This window comes from Streptomyces sp. NPDC045778, assembly GCF_056431945.1.
Window position 1 is genome coordinate 95125 of sequence record NZ_JBWKJZ010000012.1, and the last position, 14738, is coordinate 109862.

Below are 14738 nucleotides of genomic sequence, written 5' to 3' on the forward strand. Positions count from 1 at the left end.
TGTGACGCTAGTTGACGGCATGCGCGCCTTGGTGGTCGGGGTGGACCCATTCCGGTTTGCGGAACTTGAGGAAGGCGGCGGGCGCGGCCACCCCGATGGCGAGCAGCCCGCCCCCGACGATCAGCAGATAGCGCCACAGCGGCGCGTCGCCGAACTGGTCCGGCGGCACGAAGCCGATGCACAGCGCGCACGCCGAGGCGACGAAGCCGACGCCGGCGACGAGCGTGACGGCGGGCACGACGAAGCCGCGCTGCACGTGCGGCTGGGTGCGGCGGAGCCGCACCACGGCCACGAACATCAGCAGGTACGCGATGAGGTAGATCTGCACGGTGATCACGGAGAACATCCAGTACGCGCTGGAGACGTCGTCGCTGAACGCGTACAGGACGCCGATCAGGGTGGTGATCACGCCCTGCGCGACCATGATGTTCAGGGGCACGCCGTGCTTGTTGAAGCGCTGGAGGAACGGCGGCAGATAGCCCTCCTGCCGGGCGAGCGTCACCAGGCCCTTCGCGGGTCCCGCGAGCCACGTCAGCATGCCGCCGAGCGCGGCCATGACGAGCATGATCCCGACGACCTTCGTCATCCAGCCGACGTGGAAGTGGTCGAAGAACGCCTGGAAGGCCTGCATGAGTCCGGCGGTGAGGCTCAGTTCCTCGGACGGCATGACCCAGCTGATGGCCAGGGCCGGAACGATGAAGATCAACAAGACGAGGCCGGTGGCCAGGAAGATCGAGCGCGGGTACTCCGCGCGCGGGTGCCGCAGCGACGACACGTGGACGCCGTTCATCTCCATACCGGCGTACGACAGGAAGTTGTTGACGATGAGCACGAGGCTGGCCAGGCCCGTCCACGGCGGCAGCCAGTGGTCGGCGGTCATCGGCGCGGCGGGCTCGTTGCCCTGCCCCAGGAAGACGATGCCGAGGGCCACGAGCACGACGCCCGGGACGAGCGTGCCGATCACGAGCCCCCAGGACGAGAGGCCCGCGACGGTCTTGGTGCCGCGCGAGGTGATCCACACGCCGGTCCAGTAGATGACGACGATGACGATGGCTACGTAGAGGCCGTCCTCGGCGAGGCTCGGGTGGACGACGTACGCGAACGTCGAGGCCACGTACGCGAGCAGGCTCGGGTAGTACGCGATGGTCATCGCGAACTGGCACCACACCGCGACGAATCCGAGGGGCTTGCCGAGCGCCTCGCTGACCCACCGGTAGATGCCGCCCGTCCAGCCGGAGGCCAGCTCCGCGCCGACGAGGGCCGTGGGCAGCAGGAAGACCACGGCGGGCAGGAGGTACAGGAAGACGGCGGCGAGGCCGTAGATGGCCATGGCAGGCGAGGGCCGCAGGCTCGCCACGGAGGCGGTGGTCATCAGGGCGAGCGTCACCCAGGAGATGAACTGCCGTGAGGTCCCGGCGTCCTGCCCGAACTCCGCTCCCCCGCTCTCACTGGCCTTCATGGCCGCCGCGGCCGCAGCGGCCGCCGCGGTTGTCGTCGCGTCGCCCGCGCTCTGTCCGGGCTTGTCCGTAGTCGTCATGGGTTCATGATCAATGTTTCTCGCGGGCCCCGCACATCGCCGCATACGGGGGAGGGGTAGGCTCCCGCCCATGGCCCCGAAGCAACAGCCCACGAGCGCGAGCGGATTCCTGCTCCTCGTGGCGCTGCTGTTCGGCATCGTGACGATGCACACGTTGGGGCATCCCCAGGAGCACGGGAGCGGCGCGGCGCCCACGGACCACGCGCGCGTGGCGGACGCCACGGCGCCCGGGGCGGCCCACGCGGCCGCTCGGCGCACCGGGGCGGGGGCCCTCGCGCACGCGGGGGCCGGGCCCGTGACCGGGCATCAGGCCCTCGCGCACGCGGGAGCCGGGCCCGTGACCGGGCATCAGGCCCTCGCGCACGCGGGCGCGGAGCCGCCGGCCGCGAGCCGAGCTGACGCGCACCCGGGGGCCGGGCCCGTGGCCGGCGCGGGGCATGCCGTCGCCCGTACGGCCGCCCCGCCCGAACCGCCTGCCCACGACACCGGCATGGATCCGATGTCCGTGTGCCTGGCCGTCCTGGGCGGCGCCCTCGTGCTCGCGCTGTTCGGCGCGGTGGCGGCGCGGCCCCCGGCGGCCGAGCCCGTCCGGCTGCCCGCCGGGCTCCGGGCCGCCCCGTGGCCCGAGCCGCCCCCGCCGCGCGCGCTCCTCGCCCGCCTCTCCGTGCTGCGGATCTAGGCCGCCGTACCGGCTGCTTCGCGCTGCCCGCGCCGCGGTGGGAACCTCCGGGGCCGCAGCGGTGTACCAGAAGCAGCAGACGCGCCCTTCTGCACGCACCACTCAGTACGGACGAGGTGTTCTCACTCATGCGCACCCACACCACGCGCACCCCGCGCACATCGCGCCGCGCCCTGCTCGGCGCCGCGCTCGCCACCGCCGGGACCGGGCTCGTCGCGGCCTGCTCCAGCGGCCCCGGCGGCTCGCACTCCGGCCACGGCGGCGCGGGCGGCCCGTCGGCCGACTCGAAGGGCTATGTGTCGCCCACCGGCCCCGAGGTCGCCGCCGCCGAGAAGAAGCGCCCGGGCGGCGGCCGCCTCCGGGAGCTGAAGCTCATGGCCATGCCGGCGACGCTCGACCTGGGCGGCCGCACGGTCAAGTCCTGGGCGTACGGCGACGCGCTGCCCGGCAAGGAGATCCGCGCGACGGCGGGCGACACCCTGTCGCTCACCCTCGCCAACCACCTCCCGCGCCCCACGAGCCTGCACTGGCACGGCCTGGCCCTGCGCAACGACATGGACGGCGTCCCCGCCCTCACCCAGCGGGAGATCAAGCCCGGCGCCGCCTTCACGTACCGCTTCAAGGTCCCGCACCCGGGCACGTACTGGTTCCACCCGCACTCCGGCACCCAGCAGGACCGGGGGCTGTACGCACCCTTGATCATCGACGACCCCCAGGAGCCCCTGGCGTACGACAAGGAGTGGGTGGTCGTCCTCGACGACTGGGTCGACGGCGTGGACGGCTCCACCCCCGACGCGGTGCTCGCGGAGCTGCGCGGCGGCATGGACATGGGCGGAGGCATGGACCACGGGGATTCAGGCGGCTCCGGCGGCGCGGGGCACGAGGGGCACATGTCCCGCACCGCGTCGAAGGGCTCCCCCGAGCCAGAGCCCAAGGGACCTTCCCGCATGCTCATGGGATCCACCAGCGACCTCCTCGGCCGGGACGCGGGCGACGTGGCCTATCCGTACTACTTGATCAACGGCCGCACCCCCGAGACCCCGGCCTCCTTCCGCGCCCGCCCCGGCGACCGCATCCGGCTGCGCCTGATCAACGCGGGCGGTGACACGGCCTTCCGGGTGGCGCTCGGCGGCCACGAGCTGACGGTCACGCACACGGACGGCTTCCCGGTGCGGCACCAGAAGGCCGACGCCCTGCTCATCGGCATGGGCGAGCGGTATGACGTCCTGGTCACCGCCAAGGACGGCGTCTTCCCGCTGACCGCCGTGGCGGAGGGCAAGAAGGCGGCGGCCCAGGCGGTGCTCCGCACGGGCGGCGGCAGCGCGCCGTCACCGTCGGCGCGGCCCGAGGAGCTGAAGGGCCGCGTCGTGCTCGCCGAGCGGCTCACGGCGGACGAATCGGTGGCCCTCAAGCCCGGCGACCCCGACCGCACCCTCAAGATCCGGCTGACGGGGGGCATGCGGAAGTACGACTGGGCCTTCGACAAGAAGCCGTACGCGCCGAACCAGCGGCACCCGGTGCGCGCGGGCGAGCGCGTGCGCCTGGAGTTCAGCAACTCCACGTCGATGTGGCACCCCCTGCATCTGCACGGCCACACCTTCGCCCTGGCGAGCGCCCCCGGCCGCCCCCGCAAGGACACCGCGATCGTGCTGCCGAACGGCAGGCTGACGGTGGACTTCGAAGCCGACAACCCAGGCCTGTGGATGCTCCACTGCCACAACGTGTACCACTCGGAGGCAGGAATGATGACCGTCCTCGGCTACCGCTCCTGACCCAGGTCAGCGCCCTTTCACGCGGCTCCCGGGCGGCCTGGCGCCGGCCGTCCCGGGGGCATCGCGTCGGGTTGACGATTACACTGGGGCCGTGCCTCAACTACGCCTTGCGCTGAATCAGATCGACTCCACCGTCGGCGACCTCACCAAGAACGCGGACTCGGTACTCCGCTGGACCCGGCACTCCGCCGAACAGGGCGCGCACCTCGTCGCGTTCCCGGAGATGGCACTCACCGGCTATCCGGTGGAGGACCTCGCCCTGCGTTCCTCCTTCGTGGAGGCGTCCCGCCAGGCCCTGCGTGCGCTCGCGGGCCGCATCCACGAGGAGGGCCTGGGCGACCTGCCCGTCGTCGTCGGCTATCTGGACCGCTGCGACGAGGCCAAGCCGCGCTACGGCCAGCCCGCGGGAGCCCCGCGCAACGCGGCGGCGGTGCTGCACCGCGGCGAGGTGGCGCTCACGTTCTCCAAGCACCACCTGCCCAACTACGGCGTCTTCGACGAGTTCCGCTACTTCGTCCCCGGCGAGACGCTCCCCGTCGTCCGCGTGCACGGCGTCGACGTGGCGCTCGCGATCTGCGAGGACCTGTGGCAGGACGGCGGCCGCGTCCCGGCGACCCGCACGGCCGGGGCGGGCCTTCTGCTGTCCATCAACGCGTCCCCGTACGAGCAGAACAAGGACGACCAGCGGCTCGAACTGGTCCGCAAGCGGGCGCAGGAGGCGGGCTGCACCACCGCCTACCTCGCGATGACCGGCGGTCAGGACGAGCTGGTCTTCGACGGCGACTCGATCGTCGTCGACAAGAACGGCGAGGTCGTCGCGCGGGCCCCGCAGTTCACCGAGGGCTGTGTGGTCCTCGACCTGGAGCTGCCCGCGGCCGCCGCGCGGCCGCCGTCGGGCACCGTGGACGACGGCCTGCGCGTCGAGCACGTCACGCTCTCCGCCGAGCCGCTGCCGCCGTACGAGGCCGAGCACACCGGCACGTACGCGGAGCGCCTCGACGACGACGAGGAGGTCTACTCGGCCCTCGTCGTCGGCCTGCGCGCGTACGTGCAGAAGAACGGCTTCCGCTCCGTGCTCATCGGCCTCTCCGGAGGCATCGACTCGGCGCTGACGGCCGCCCTGGCCTGCGACGCGCTCGGCGCGGAGAACGTGTACGGGGTCGCGATGCCCTCCCGCTACTCCTCCGAGCACTCCATCGCCGACGCGGCGGAGCTGGCGCGGCGCACCGGGCTCAACTTCCGTACCGTACCGATCGCGCCGATGTTCGACGCGTACATGGAGTCCCTCGGGCTCACCGGGCTCGCCGAGGAGAACCTCCAGTCCCGGCTGCGCGGCACGATGCTGATGGCGCTCTCCAACCAGGAGGGCCACATCGTGCTCGCGCCGGGCAACAAGTCCGAGCTGGCGGTGGGGTATTCGACGCTGTACGGCGACTCCGTCGGGGCGTACGGGCCCATCAAGGACGTCTACAAGACCTCGGTCTTCCGGCTCGCGAAGTGGCGCAACCGGGCCGCCGCCGAGCGCGGCGGGACCCCGCCGATCCCCGAGAACTCCATCAGCAAGCCGCCGAGCGCGGAGCTGCGGCCCGACCAGGTGGACACGGACTCGCTGCCGGACTATCCCGTCCTCGACGCGATCCTGGAGCGGTACGTCGACCGGGACGAGGGCGCGGACGCGGTCGCCGCGGCGGGCTTCGACGCGGGGCTCGTCGTGAAGACGCTGCGGATGGTGGATACGGCCGAGTACAAGCGGCGGCAGTATCCGCCGGGGACCAAGATCTCGCCCAAGGGCTTCGGCAAGGACCGGCGTCTTCCCATCACCAACGCCTGGCGCGAACACCTCTGAGCCCCGGGGGCCCCTCCCCCTGGCGGAGGCCCTCCCTCGCCGGGGGCCTCCCCACGCGGGGCGGGGCCTTCCTTAGCGAGGCGGGGCCCTTCCCCCGCCGGGGCCTCCCCGCCCGCCCACCCGCGCGGCCCCGGCTTCGCGTCCCCGGCCCCGACGCACGGCGCCGCCGATCCGGTGGTCCGCTCCCGCCGCTACCGCGGCGGATTCCTCCCACCCGCCCACCCGGAACTCCCCTGCTTCGCCGGGTGGGCCCCGACGCGGAGCGCTGCGGGCGGGTGGTCCGTCCCTCGCTGAGGGCTTCTCCCCCCCGGAACTCCCCTGCTTCGCGCAGCCGCGCCCGGGCGGAGCGCTGCGGGGGTAGGAACGCGAGACGTGGGCGCCGCCTTCGCCGGGGGCGCTGCCCCCGTCACCTATTGAGCGCCGGCGGGCGGGGCCACTCCGGCAGCGCGAGGCGCAGGCACAGCCCGAGGCGCCGCCCGCCCAAGCCACCGGGCCCCGCCGGGCCCCCAACCCGGCCCCCAATCAAGGGCGGGTGGGTGGGACCACCCCGGCGCCGCGCCAAGGGGCAGGGGGCGGGGCCTCAGTGGGGGGTCGGCTCGGGGGTGGGGGTGGGGGTGCCCGTGATGATGCGGCCCGAGCCCTCCGCAGGGCCCCGCCGGACGTCCTCGGCGTAGGCGATCGCCGCCACCCCGAGCCCGAGGACGGCAAGGGCCGCCCCGGCAAGCGCGGGGGACGTGACGCCGAAGCCCGCCGCGAGGGCGAGCCCGCCGATCCACGCGCCACCGGCGTTCGCGAGGTTGAACGCGGCCTGGTTGGCCGAGGAGGCGAGCGACGGCGCCGCGGCCGCCTTCTCCATGACCATCAGCTGGAGGGGCGAGCCCGTCGTGAAGGCGGCCGTGCCGAGGAGGGTCACCCCGACGGCCGCGCTCCACTCGGCCTTCATGAAGAGGGGGAAGAGGAGCAGGACGAGGACCAGCGCGGCGAGGCCGCCGAAGAGGGTGCCCCGCAGGGAGTGGTCGGCGAGGCGGCCGCCGAGCAGGTTGCCCGCGGTGGCGCCCACGCCGAAGAGCGCGAGCAGCAGCGTCACGCTGGCTTCGGCGAACCCCGCGGAGTCGGTGAGCATCGGCGTGACGTAGCTGTACGCGGCGAAGAGCGCCCCGAAGCCCGCGACGGTCGTACCGAGGGCGAGCCAGACCGGCAGGGACCCGAGCGCCCGCAGTTCGCCGCGCAGGCCCACGGACTCGCCGTGGCCGTGGTCGGCGGGGACGAGCAGGGCGAGCGCGGCGATGGCGGCGAGGCCGATCGCGCTCACGGCGAGGAAGGTGGCGCGCCAGCCGAGCTGCTGCCCCATGAGCGTGGCGATGGGCACGCCGACGACGTTGGCGACGGTGAGCCCGAGGAACATCAGGGACACCGACCGCGCCTTGCGCTCGGGCGCGACGAGCCCGGTGGCGACGACCGCGCCCACGCCGAAGAAGGCCCCGTGGGGCAGGCCGCTGAGGAAGCGGGCGGCCAGGAGCAGGTGGTAGTCCGACGCCGCGGCCGACAGGGCGTTGCCGACGACGAAGAGGACCATGAGGCCGATCAGGACGCGGCGGCGGGGCAGCCGCGCGGTGACGGCGGCGAGCAGCGGGGCGCCGATGACGACGCCGAGGGCGTACGCGGACACGAGGTGTCCGGCGGTGGGGATGGATATGTGCAGGTCGTCGGCGACGTTGGGCAGCAGGCCCATCATCACGAACTCGGTCGTGCCGATGCCGAAGGCGCCCACGGCGAGGGCGAGCAGGGCCAGGGGCATGGAGACGTACTACCTTCCGAACAGCCCGGACGAGGGCAGGGTGCGATCAGGGGAATCGTTAAGTTTAAGTCCGGAACAATGAGCCCTGCGCTCCTATTCCGCCCGAGCGCCCCCGAGCCCACGGACACGCGCCCGGCGGCGGCACACCCACGCGACGGGCCGAGCCCCCTCAGAGGTCGACGCTCGCCGCCACCGGCAGATGGTCGCTGTCCGTCCGCGACAGCGTCCAGGACGACACCGGCTCGACTCCCTTGACCATGATCTGGTCGATGCGGGCCATGGGGAACGACGCGGGCCAGCTGAAGCCGAAGCCGTTGCCCGCGGCGCCCTGCGTGGAGCGCATCTGGGAGGTGACGGCGTTCAGGGCGCGGTCGTTCATCGTGCCGTTCAGGTCGCCGAGCAGGACGACCTTGCCGATCTTCTCGTGGGCGATGGCCTCGCCGAGGGCGTCGGCGCTGGCGTCGCGCTGCCCCGCGGTGAAGCCCGCGTCGAGCTTGACCCGCACGGACGGCAGGTGGGCGACGTAGAAGGCCACCTCGCCCTTGGGGGTGCTGACGGTGGTCCGCATGGCGCGGGTCCAGCCCAGCTTGATGTCGACGGGCTTGGTGCCGGTCAGCGGGTACTTGCTCCACAGCCCGACGGTTCCCTGCACCGAGTGGTACTTGTACGTGCCCGCGAGGGCCTTCTCGTACGTGGGGACCGCGGCGGACGTCAGCTCCTCCAGGGCGATGACGTCCGCGCCGGACGCGGCGACGTCACGGGCGGTCGAGGCCGGGTCGGGGTTGTCCGCGTTGACGTTGTGCGTGGCCACCGTGAGGTCGCCGCCGCTGCCCGACTTGTCGGTGACGAGGCCGCCGAAGGCGTCGAGCCAGACGATCACCGGGAGCAGCAGCGCGACCAGGGCGGTCGCGGACTTGCGGACGACGGCGATGACGAGGAGCACCGGGATGAAGATGCCGAGCCACGGCAGGAACGTCTCGGTGAGACTGCCGAGGTTGCCCACGCCGTTCGGGATCTGGGCGTGCAGGAGCATCACCAGACCGATCACGACCGCGAATCCGGCCGTGACGAGTCCGCGCCGCCAGATGTCCCGGTCGCCTCGCCAACCGTCGACGAAACGCCGCAGCGGGGAGCCCTGGCGCTCGGGCCGCGAGCTGCCGCTGTCCGTCTCCGCCTTGTACGCCTGCGCCATACTCTCGTCGCCTCACTGACTGCCGTGCACACCGTCCCCCGCCCCTGAACCCTAGGCGATGATCCGGTGTCGTCCCCGCCGTCCGCTGACGGCCGTACGGACCCGAGGACGAGTGGGGGCGTGCGACAGGTTCCGGTTGCGCCCCCAAGGTCCGCACTCTGTGACGAAACGCGCATATTGCCCGCGAGTTCGGGGCTGTTCGGGCGGCGCCACGCTAACATCCCGCGCCCCCTTCAGGGGCTCACTCGGGGGGTCGCAGTCCTTCGAGGACGAAGTCGACCACGCGCTCCGGAAGGTCCTCGTCGAGGGGGGCGTCGGAGCGCATCACGGTGCGTACCAGCATGGGTCCGAGGAACAGCTCGTGGGCGAGCGCGATGTCGACGTCGGCGCGCAGCTCGCCGTTCTCCTGCCCCCGGCGCAGGACGTCCTGGGTACGGCGGCGCTGCGGCTCGATGACCGTCGCGTGGTACGCGTCCCAGAGCTTGGGCAGAGTCTTCATTTGCGCGAACACGTTGTGCAGGATCGCCGACGCGCGCAGGTTCAGACCGCGTCGGCGGATCTGTTCGAGGAGGGCGACGAGGTCGTCGCGCATGGAGGTGCCGGGCAGGACGGCGAGCGGCGCCTCCACGGTGCGCAGGACGTCGACGAAGATCTCTTCCTTGCTGCTCCAGCGGCGGTAGATGGTGGCCTTGCCGACGCCCGCGGTGCGGGCGATGCGCTCGATGGACAGCTCGGCGAGGGGGGTGCCCTCCTCGATGAGCCGGATGACGCCTTCCAGGATCGACCGCTCCACGGCCTCGCTGCGGGGGCGCCCGCGGGCGGCTCGGACGGTGGGGCTCGGCTCCACGGTGTCGACTCCTCTGCGGTGGGGCGGCTGACCCCATTTTCCCCTGGCCCGGCGGCCGGGGGCGCCCCCGGGCGGTGCTCGTCGTCCGGCTCCTCCGCCAGGCGGTGCGGGGCGGCCCTGCCCACGGCGGGACATCTCGCCCGCCGTGCCCCCGGCCGCCCCGCGCCGGCGCTACCTGCCCGCCGTGGCCCGCTCGCGGTCGGCCGGTTCCGCGGGCTCGGGGGCCGCGTCGGCCGAAGGCTTGCCGGGGAGGAACAGGGCCACGACCAGCACGCCCACCAGGGCGACGCCCGCGCCGCACAGGGCGGTGACGTGCATGGCGTGCAGGAAGGAGTCGTTGGCCGCGGAGACCAGGCCGTCGCCGCGCGGCCCGAGCCGCGCCGCCGCGCCGAGCGTCGCCTCGATGGACTCGCCCGCCGTGTGCCGTACGCCCTGCGGCAGGAGCCGCAGCTCGTCCTCCACGCCGCCCCGGTACGCCGTGGAGAGCACGGACCCGAGCACCGCGATGCCGAGCGCGCCGCCGACCTGGCGGAAGGTGTTGCTGAGCGCGGACGCCGAGCCCGCCTTCTCGCGCGGCAGCGCCTGCATGATGACGACGCTGGTGGGCGTCATGATGTGCGCCATTCCGGTGCCCATGAGGAAGAAGACGACCTCCAGGACCCAGATCGGCGTGTCCGCGTCGAAGATCGTGAACGCGGCGAGGGTCGCGGCGATGACGGAGAGCCCGCCCACGCAGGTCGCCCGCACCCCGAACCGGTCGACGACGAGCCGCGCCCGCGGCGCGAAGATCAGCTGCGCGGCGGCGAGCGGCAGCATCAGCAGACCGGTCTGGAGCGGCGTGTAGCCGCGCACGCTCTGCGTGTAGAAGACCGAGAAGAACGTGACGCCCATCAGCGCGAAGAAGACGAGCGCGATCGCGGTGATCGCCGCCGAGAAGACGCGGTTCTTGAAGTACGAGATGTCGATGGACGGATGCTCCGCGCGCTTCTCGTACCAGACGAAGCCGACGAGCACCGCGAGTCCGCCGAGGACGGTCGCGAGCACGGCCGGGTCGGTGAAGTCGGCCAGCTGGCCGCCCTTGATGATGCCGTAGACGAGCAGCACGAGGCCGATGACGGACAGGCCGACGCCGACCAGGTCGATGCGGCCGGGCTTGGGGTCCCTGGAGTCCGGTACGAGGACGACCATGAGGATCACCGCGACGATCACGATCGGCACGTTGATGAGGAAGACGGAGCCCCACCAGAAGTGGTCGAGCAGGACGCCGCCGGTGATGGGGCCGATGGCGACGGCGAGGCCGACGCCGGCCGCCCAGATGCCGATGGCCTTGGGCTGCTCCTCGCGCTCGAAGACGTGCATGAGGACGGCGAGCGTGGCGGGCATCACGAAGGCGGCGCCGAGGCCCATCACGCCGCGGAAGGCGATCAGCTCGGCGGGCGAGCCGGACTGGGCGGCGAGCGCGGAGCCGATGCCGAACACCACGAGCCCGCCGAGCAGCACCTTCTTGCGGCCGACGCGGTCACCGAGCAGGCCCGCGGTGAAGAGCAGGCCGGCGAAGACGAGCGTGTAGGAGTTGATGGCCCACTCCAGCTCGCCCTGGGTGGCGCCGAGTCCGGTGGGTTCGGGTGTGGAGATGGTCTTGATCGCGACGTTCAGGATGGAGTTGTCCAGGACGACGATCAGCAGGCTGAGCATCAGGACGCCGAGGATCGCCCAGCGGCGCCGGTGGACGGCCTCTGGAATCCGGGGGGTGCCGGGGACGGCAGGTGTGGTCATGCGGTCGACCTTAACCTCATTTCGATACGAGACCGTCTCGTATTGGAAAGCCTTTGCCAGGCCTTTCCCGGACGGACACCCAGGAACACGCGCGTCCGCACGCGCCCCGGAAACGGCTGAAAAGAACCCCTCTAGCGCCCGAGCGGCACGCGATGCCACCATGGACGTGATCCGGGGACGCCGTCAGGGCGCCTCGAGACACAGAAGGAGCCGTTGCGATGACGCAGCTTTCGGCTGCCCAGAGCCCTGCCCAGAAGGGGCAGAAGACCGACAGCAGCAAGGCGCTGTACGGCGGCAAGGGCACACGCCGCATCACGGTCCGCGACATCACCGCCGCCAAGGAGCGCGGCGAGAAGTGGCCCATGCTCACCGCGTACGACGCGATGACCGCGTCCGTCTTCGACGAGGCCGGGATCCCGGTCATGCTCGTCGGGGACTCGGCGGGCAACTGCCACCTGGGGTACGAGACCACCGTGCCCGTCACCCTCGACGAGATCGCCATGCTCTCCGCGGCCGTCGTACGGGGCACGAGCCGCGCCCTGATCGTCGCCGACCTGCCGTTCGGCTCGTACCAGGAAGGGCCGGTCCAGGCCCTCAGGTCCGCGACCCGCCTGGTCAAGGAGGCGGGCGTCGGCGCGGTCAAGCTGGAGGGCGGCGAGCGCTCGCTCGCCCAGACCGAGCTGCTCGTGCGGTCCGGCATCCCCGTCATGTCCCACCTGGGCCTCACCCCGCAGTCCGTGCACACCATGGGCTACCGGGTCCAGGGCCGCAGCGAGGAAGCGGCCCACCAGCTGGTGCGCGACGCCAAGGCCGCCGAGGCGGCGGGCGCCTTCGCGGTGGTGCTCGAACTCGTACCGGCCGACCTCGCCGCCGAGGTCACGCGCTCGCTGCACATCCCGACCGTCGGCATCGGCGCGGGCGTCGACTGCGACGCCCAGGTCCTGGTGTGGACGGACATGCTGGGCCTGACCGGCGGGAAGATGCCGCGTTTCGTGAAGCAGTACGCCGATCTGCGCGGGGTGATGGGCGACGCCGCGAAGGCGTTCGCCGAGGACGTGGTCGGCGGGGCGTTCCCGGCCGCGGAGCACTCCGTCCACTAGCCCCGGACCCCTGGTACCGGACGAGAGGCGCCCGGACAGCGCTTCTTTCGAGCCACTGTGGCACTGACGGCAGCCCGCCGACCGTCCCCCGTCGGCGGGCTGCCGGGCCCGGCGGAACGGGCGCTTTCCAGCGCTTCGCCCCCTTCGCCCTGGCCGTCCGTCCCCGCTCGCTCACGCTCCGGCACCGCCCGTCGGCGGCTGTCGGCGGCCGTCGGTGCCGCTGTCGTCCGCCTGTAGGAAATCTGTCGGTGGGTTGTCGGTGGCGGCTGCTCTCATGTAGGGCATGACACGCATCGAGAACAACCCCCGACGGGGAGCGAGCGGCGAAGTGAGTGCCGTCTCGGTACGGGGGCTGGTCAAGCACTACGGCGAGACCAAGGCGCTGGACGGCGTCGACCTGGACGTCCGCGAGGGCACGGTCCTCGGCGTCCTGGGGCCGAACGGCGCCGGCAAGACCACGCTCGTCCGCTGCCTCTCCACCCTGATCGCCCCCGACTCCGGCAGCGCCGTCGTCGCCGGGTACGACGTGCTGCGCCAGCCGCGCCAGCTGCGCCGCGTCATCGGCCTCACCGGCCAGTACGCGTCGGTGGACGAGAAGCTCTCGGGCTACGACAACCTGTACATGATCGGTCGCCTGCTCGACCTGCCCCGCAAGGAGTCCCGCGCGCGGTCCCACTCCCTCCTGGAGCGCTTCTCGCTCACGGAGGCCGCCAAGCGCCCGGTGCGGACGTACTCCGGAGGCATGCGCCGCCGTCTCGACCTCGCGGCGTCGATGATCGGCAGCCCGGCCGTGCTGTATCTGGACGAGCCCACCACCGGCCTCGACCCGCGCACGCGTAACGAGGTGTGGGACGAGGTCCGGCGCATGGTCCGCGAGGACGGCGTGACCGTGCTCCTGACCACCCAGTACATGGAGGAGGCCGAGCAGCTCGCCGGCGAGCTGACGGTCATCGACCGCGGCCGCGTCGTGGCGGGCGGCAGCATCGGCGAGCTGAAGGCGAAGGTCGGCGGGCGCACCCTGCGGATCCGCCCGGCCGACCCGCGGCAACTGCGTCCGACGGCCGACGCGCTCGACGAGGCGGGCCTGACCGGCCTCGCCAGCTCGACCGTGGACGCGGAGAACGGCACGGTCCTCGTGCCGATCCTCAGCGACGAGCAGCTCACGGCGGTCGTCGGCGTGCTCACCGCGCGCGGCATCACGCTCGCCGACATCGCCACCGAACTGCCCAGCCTGGACGAGGTGTTCCTGTCCCTGACCGGCCACAAGGCCGGCCTCACGGAGGACGCCGCGACCACCGAGTACGAGGAGGTCGCCGCATGAGCGCGACCGCAGTCAAGGCGCCCCCCGCGCCCCCGAGTCAGGCCGTTCCGCTCACGGACCAGGCCGACACCCGCATCGGCCCGCGCGCGTTCGCGCGGCACACCGGCGCCCTGGTGCGCCGCAACCTGCTGTGGATCAAGCAGGACGTGGAGTCGATGTTCGACGCCGTCCTGATGCCGATCGTCTTCACGCTCCTGTTCGTGTACGTCTTCGGCGGCTCGGTCGGCCAGGCGCTCGGCGGCGGCCGCGAGGAGTACATCCAGTACGTGGTCCCCGGCCTGATGGCCATGATGGGGATGAACATGGCCATGGGCGTGGGCACCGGCTTCAACCAGGACTTCCAGACCGGCGTGATGGACCGCTTCCGGTCCCTGCCGATCGGCCGCTCCTCGGTCATGATCGCCAAGATCGTGGTCGAGCTGATGCGCATGCTGGTCGCCACCGTGATCCTGTTCGTCGTCGCCCTGTGCATCGGCTTCTCGGTGGAGAGCGTGCCCGGCCTGTTCGCGGCCGTCGGCCTCGCCATGGTCTTCGGCATCGGCCTGATGTGGATCTTCCTCACCATGGGCGTGGTCATGAAGAGCGCCCAGGCCATTCAGGGAATGGGGTTCCTGGTGCTGCTGCCGTTGCAGTTCGGCTCGTCGATCTTCGCGCCGACCGACTCCATGCCCGGCTGGCTCCAGGCGTTCACGGACTACAACCCGCTGTCGTCCCTCGCGGACGCCGCGCGCGGCCTGATGAACGGCGGCCTGCCGGTGGCCCACGACATCTGGGTGACGCTGATCTGGTCGGTGGCCCTGACGGCGGTCATGGCTCCGATCGCGATCCACAAGTTCCGTACGAAGACGTGACGCCGAAGGCCCGCGCCCG

11 protein-coding genes are annotated in these 14738 nt (G+C 72.2%); 6 read left to right on the forward strand and 5 right to left on the reverse strand.

Translation table 11 applies throughout. The features are described from left to right. Positions 1–7 precede the first annotated feature (7 nt). Complete coding sequence (gadC, locus tag AC07GB_RS17540) at positions 8–1537, reverse strand: glutamate/gamma-aminobutyrate antiporter GadC (RefSeq protein ID WP_478846252.1); 1530 nt, start codon at positions 1535–1537, stop codon at positions 8–10. 70 nt (positions 1538–1607) lie between these two features. On the opposite strand from gadC, the gene AC07GB_RS17545 reads away from it, so the two are divergent. The 3 genes from AC07GB_RS17545 to AC07GB_RS17555 all read left to right on the forward strand — a co-directional run bounded on the left by AC07GB_RS17545 (position 1608) and on the right by AC07GB_RS17555 (position 5834). After that, positions 1608–2216: a hypothetical protein gene (locus tag AC07GB_RS17545; RefSeq protein WP_478846254.1), complete on the forward strand. Its 609-nt coding sequence runs from the start codon at positions 1608–1610 to the stop codon at positions 2214–2216. 128 nt (positions 2217–2344) lie between these two features. Next, a complete protein-coding gene (locus tag AC07GB_RS17550; protein ID WP_478846256.1) occupies positions 2345–3988 on the forward strand; it encodes a multicopper oxidase family protein in 1644 nt (547 codons plus the stop codon). Between the two features lie 91 nt (positions 3989–4079). Then, positions 4080–5834 carry an NAD+ synthase gene (locus AC07GB_RS17555; protein WP_478846258.1) on the forward strand — a complete coding sequence of 585 codons (1755 nt, stop codon included), beginning with the start codon at positions 4080–4082 and terminating at the stop codon, positions 5832–5834. Positions 5835–6414: 580 nt separating this feature from the next. On the opposite strand, the gene AC07GB_RS17560 is transcribed toward AC07GB_RS17555, so the two are convergent. The 4 genes from AC07GB_RS17560 to AC07GB_RS17575 form a co-directional block, all read right to left on the reverse strand. After that, complete coding sequence (locus AC07GB_RS17560) at positions 6415–7632, reverse strand: MFS transporter (protein ID WP_478846260.1); 1218 nt, start codon at positions 7630–7632, stop codon at positions 6415–6417. A gap of 169 nt (positions 7633–7801) precedes the next feature. Next, positions 7802–8824 (reverse strand): endonuclease/exonuclease/phosphatase family protein, encoded by a 1023-nt coding sequence (locus AC07GB_RS17565; RefSeq protein WP_478846262.1) that lies wholly within the window; start codon positions 8822–8824, stop codon positions 7802–7804. A gap of 241 nt (positions 8825–9065) precedes the next feature. Beyond that, positions 9066–9671, reverse strand: a complete 606-nt coding sequence (locus AC07GB_RS17570) for a TetR/AcrR family transcriptional regulator (RefSeq protein ID WP_478846264.1) — start codon at positions 9669–9671, stop codon at positions 9066–9068. 171 nt (positions 9672–9842) lie between these two features. Next, on the reverse strand, positions 9843–11447 hold the full coding sequence (locus tag AC07GB_RS17575) for an MFS transporter (protein WP_478846266.1): 1605 nt from the start codon (positions 11445–11447) through the stop codon (positions 9843–9845). Between the two features lie 218 nt (positions 11448–11665). Here AC07GB_RS17575 and panB point away from each other — a divergent pair, with 218 nt between their 5' ends. The 3 genes from panB to AC07GB_RS17590 all read left to right on the forward strand — a co-directional run bounded on the left by panB (position 11666) and on the right by AC07GB_RS17590 (position 14719). Beyond that, positions 11666–12547, forward strand: coding sequence for a 3-methyl-2-oxobutanoate hydroxymethyltransferase (gene panB, locus AC07GB_RS17580; RefSeq protein ID WP_478846268.1), 882 nt, complete (start codon positions 11666–11668; stop codon positions 12545–12547). 283 nt (positions 12548–12830) lie between these two features. Continuing rightward, a complete protein-coding gene (locus AC07GB_RS17585; RefSeq protein WP_478846270.1) occupies positions 12831–13868 on the forward strand; it encodes an ATP-binding cassette domain-containing protein in 1038 nt (345 codons plus the stop codon). Further along, positions 13865–14719 carry an ABC transporter permease gene (locus tag AC07GB_RS17590; protein ID WP_478846272.1) on the forward strand — a complete coding sequence of 285 codons (855 nt, stop codon included), beginning with the start codon at positions 13865–13867 and terminating at the stop codon, positions 14717–14719. The genes AC07GB_RS17585 and AC07GB_RS17590 overlap by 4 nt, the downstream gene beginning before the upstream one ends. Positions 14720–14738 lie beyond the last annotated feature (19 nt).

Excerpts from the sequence above, each read along its gene's own strand:
- AC07GB_RS17545 (WP_478846254.1), top strand. The coding sequence starts at position 1,608 with ATGGCCCCGAAGCAACAGCCCACGAGCGCGAGCGGATTCCTGCTCCTC.
- AC07GB_RS17560 (WP_478846260.1), bottom strand. The coding sequence starts at position 7,632 with ATGCCCCTGGCCCTGCTCGCCCTCGCCGTGGGCGCCTTCGGCATCGGC.
- AC07GB_RS17575 (WP_478846266.1), bottom strand. The coding sequence starts at position 11,447 with ATGACCACACCTGCCGTCCCCGGCACCCCCCGGATTCCAGAGGCCGTC.
- AC07GB_RS17590 (WP_478846272.1), top strand. The coding sequence starts at position 13,865 with ATGAGCGCGACCGCAGTCAAGGCGCCCCCCGCGCCCCCGAGTCAGGCC.
- panB (WP_478846268.1), top strand. The coding sequence starts at position 11,666 with ATGACGCAGCTTTCGGCTGCCCAGAGCCCTGCCCAGAAGGGGCAGAAG.
- AC07GB_RS17565 (WP_478846262.1), bottom strand. The coding sequence starts at position 8,824 with ATGGCGCAGGCGTACAAGGCGGAGACGGACAGCGGCAGCTCGCGGCCC.
- AC07GB_RS17550 (WP_478846256.1), top strand. The coding sequence starts at position 2,345 with ATGCGCACCCACACCACGCGCACCCCGCGCACATCGCGCCGCGCCCTG.
- gadC (WP_478846252.1), bottom strand. The coding sequence starts at position 1,537 with ATGACGACTACGGACAAGCCCGGACAGAGCGCGGGCGACGCGACGACA.
- AC07GB_RS17585 (WP_478846270.1), top strand. The coding sequence starts at position 12,831 with ATGACACGCATCGAGAACAACCCCCGACGGGGAGCGAGCGGCGAAGTG.